This window comes from Rhizobium sp. Root149 (assembly GCF_001427345.1).
Lineage (GTDB): Bacteria > Pseudomonadota > Alphaproteobacteria > Rhizobiales > Rhizobiaceae > Neorhizobium > Neorhizobium rhizoryzae.
This window is the reverse complement of sequence record NZ_LMGD01000017.1, coordinates 1-3,028: the sequence shown is the minus strand read 5'-3', so window position 1 is coordinate 3,028 and position 3,028 is coordinate 1. Positions and strand designations below refer to the sequence as shown.

Below are 3,028 nucleotides of genomic sequence, written 5' to 3'. Positions count from 1 at the left end.
GCAAGACCCTGACCATAGGTCGTCTTGTCGTGAACGACGGCGACCTTCGCGCTCTTGAACTTCTCGGCAATGTACTTGCCAGCCACTTCGCCCTGCTGGTCGTCACGGCCGCAGGTGCGGAAGGTGTTCCACAGGCCGCGCTCGGTGAACTTCGGGTTGGTGGAGGCAGGCGTTACCTGCAGGATGCCGTTTTCGGCATAGACTTCAGCCGTCGGAATGGAAACCGCCGAATTGAAGTGACCCACCACGAACTTCACGCCATCGGCCACGAACTTGTTGGCAACCGAAACGCCCTGCTTCGGGTCGGACACGTCATCACCGAGAACGATCTTGATCTTCCTTGTTGGCAACCGAAACGCCCTGCTTCGGGTCGGACACGTCATCACCGAGAACGATCTTGATCTTCTCGCCGTTGATGCCGCCAGCAGCGTTGATGTCTGCCGCAGCCTGTTCAGCGCCCTTCTGCAACTGCGCGCCAAAGGCAGCATTCGGGCCTGTCAGCGGACCGCCAACGCCCACCAAAATGTCGGCCCACGCAGAGCCGCCGAAGGCGACAACTGCAGTCAGCGCGACTGCCGAAAGAAGAGACTTCTTCATTCTTGTACTCCCAGTTTTATTTAGCGGGTCGAATAAAAAACCTTCGCAAGCCCCACTTTCCTTGCGCAGGTAACAGTTTCCCCGGCGCGCACTCTGGAGCGGAAAGCAATGCCATGTCAATTCTTACTCTTGCTAGAGAGTTAATTTAGCAATTCCCGCATAGGATGCATCAGTATGATTGATGCATTCGTTTCAAAAATTCTGCAGCTCGATTCCGCAAACACAACGACAACAAACTAGGCAAGATGATGAAATTACGCGCAGGCTGCATATGAAAACATAGATTTTTCATGATCTTGCAGAGCACAATCCGCCAATGACCGCCAGCCTTGAGACGATCCATCCGAGAATCAGAACACATTCACAATGATTATAATTGAGCTGATTCACAGCTTAATTTGAACGCTGTTGAAAACCATTGAACGGGCGTTGAATGAAACTGAAATGACCCCGGCAGCGCCATCTGATTCATCGTGAGGAATTCAGCCTGTCGTTGATCGCATTCCGCTACCAAAATAGAGTCATACTTAGGTATAAACAGAAACTACAGATTGAGGGCGAACGACACGACGACAACCGTCCGCCGGAGCCCGTTCCGGCTCGTGGAAGAGCTTTAATTTTCGTTGACCATGCTCTGAAAATTGCAACCACACAGATCATGAAACCTTAAGTTATCATGGCGATTTAACGCTCTTCCACGTAGAATGGAGCGTGGTAAGTCAGGCGAGCACCGCGTTATCCGGAGCGAGTGGCCCAAGGGATCCGAGAGGCATAACAGTGTTTGCGCAGGATGATGGTGGCTACAAAATCGTGCATGTCCTCAGCGGACAATACGCCGTCTCTTCCACGGAGGGCACCTATTTCAGCACCGTTCTGGGCTCATGTGTTTGCGCATGCATCTATGATCCGGTCGCGGGGATCGGCGGCATCAACCATTTCGTCCTGCCGATCGGCGGTGAGCGCGCGCCTCAGGAGCAAAGGTATCGCTATGGAGACGTGGCCATGCCGGGACTTCTCAGCAACCTCTGCCGCAGAGGGGCTCAGCGGGAAAGGTTGATGGTCAAGCTTTTCGGCGGGCGCGCACGCAATGACGGTTCCTACGAACCAGGCGTGCTGAATGCGGACTTCGCGCTGGCCTTTGTGAACGCCAACGGATTGAAACTCATCGAATCGAGCCTTGGCGGCCAAGTGGCGCGCTGGGTCAATTTTCATCCAGCCAGCGGACGCACCAAAGTACGCGAAACACGCGATTCGCCCGCATTCTCGGTCTCGCGCCGCACGGTCATCAGCTTGTCCAGAAAATCCGCCTGAGGCCTTCTGGCCAGCAATCACAGGGAACCACAGTGAGGAATTGCCCGGGCGGTTCGACTTCGATCGATCCCACGGCTCCATTGCGATCCCAGTGTGCGAATCGGCGCGCGAAACCGGAGCAATCTGAAAATTGTCTGAATATCAGGCGCCTGCTGTTCCGCAGCAATAGACCTCGTGCCGAAGGAGAACCCGTCCAGATGCCGCACTTTCACGTCATTTCAGGCTGCTCAGGCGGCGGTAAGTCCTCACTGCTTGCAGAACTGGGGCAACGCGGCCATTCCATTGTCCCTGAACCCGGAAGACGGATCGTAGCGAAAGAACAAGCTGGCGACGGAGCAGCATTGCCCTGGTCAAATCCCGCCGCATTCGCACGCCGGGCAATCGCACTTTCGCTCAGAGATCTAGAGGAGAACCGATCGGCTGAGAGTGTCGTTTTCTTCGACCGCGGATTGATCGACGCCGCATGCGCCTTGCTGCACACGTCACCCGGCAAAAATGAAGAAGATCGCGTTCTGGCCCTGTGTGCGCAGCACCGATATCAGCCGGTGGTTTTCATGACACCACCTTGGCCGGAGATCTACGTCAATGACGCTCAGCGAAAACATGATCTGTATGCTGCTGTGGCGGAATATGAACGCTTGTGTGCGTTTTATCCGAAACTTGGCTACAGACTGATCGAACTGCCGCGCAACGGCATAGCCTTCCGAGCGGATTTCGTGGAGGCCCATATCGGAAAAACCTGAGCTTTACACCGATGGTCGCAAGTTGAGCGCGCCGGACGGGAACAAATGTCGGAAGGCATCGTGTTTCGGCTATCAAGAGCCACAGTTGCTGACAAACCTTCATTCCACATGCCGCTATGCTTGGCCCTCAACCAACAAGCCCGAGCATCGACAACCGATTGATTTGTTGGATCTAAGTCGGTTCTCGGCGCAAGGCCGAGAATGACGTCGCGTATGATGGGCAAGATTGTCCGCAGTCTGAGGGCCGGCGCATGCCGACCCTTTCCCATGGACGGATGAACCGCCGCTGATGTCTTACATCTGGAAGTAGGAATACTTGCCGTCCGGGCCCTTCTTCCTCTGGAAGTAGGAATACTTGCCGTCCGGGCCCTTCTTCC

3 protein-coding genes and 1 pseudogene are annotated in these 3,028 nt (G+C 55.1%); 2 read left to right on the top strand and 2 right to left on the bottom strand.

The genetic code is table 11. The features are described 5' to 3' along the window. Both ASD54_RS27520 and ASD54_RS27515 read right to left on the bottom strand, forming a co-directional pair. Positions 1–338: pseudogene (locus tag ASD54_RS27520) on the bottom strand (branched-chain amino acid ABC transporter substrate-binding protein); the annotation flags it as partial. Then, on the bottom strand, positions 316–597 hold the full coding sequence (locus ASD54_RS27515) for an ABC transporter substrate-binding protein (RefSeq protein WP_348272044.1): 282 nt from the start codon (positions 595–597) through the stop codon (positions 316–318). The gene ASD54_RS27515 and the pseudogene ASD54_RS27520, both read right to left, overlap by 23 nt. A 777-nt stretch (positions 598–1,374) precedes the next feature. On the opposite strand from ASD54_RS27515, the gene ASD54_RS12000 reads away from it, so the two are divergent. Both ASD54_RS12000 and ASD54_RS11995 read left to right on the top strand, forming a co-directional pair. Next, entirely contained in the window at positions 1,375–1,908 is a 534-nt protein-coding gene (locus ASD54_RS12000; RefSeq protein ID WP_062554861.1) for a chemotaxis protein CheD, read from the top strand. 197 nt (positions 1,909–2,105) lie between these two features. Then, positions 2,106–2,651: an AAA family ATPase gene (locus tag ASD54_RS11995; protein ID WP_062554860.1), complete on the top strand. Its 546-nt coding sequence runs from the start codon at positions 2,106–2,108 to the stop codon at positions 2,649–2,651. Positions 2,652–3,028: the final 377 nt, after the last annotated feature.

What these genes read in the sequence shown, in the direction of transcription:
- ASD54_RS11995 (WP_062554860.1), top strand. Translation starts at nt 2,106, where the DNA reads ATGCCGCACTTTCACGTCATTTCAGGCTGCTCAGGCGGCGGTAAGTCC.
- ASD54_RS27515 (WP_348272044.1), bottom strand. Translation starts at nt 597, where the DNA reads ATGAAGAAGTCTCTTCTTTCGGCAGTCGCGCTGACTGCAGTTGTCGCC.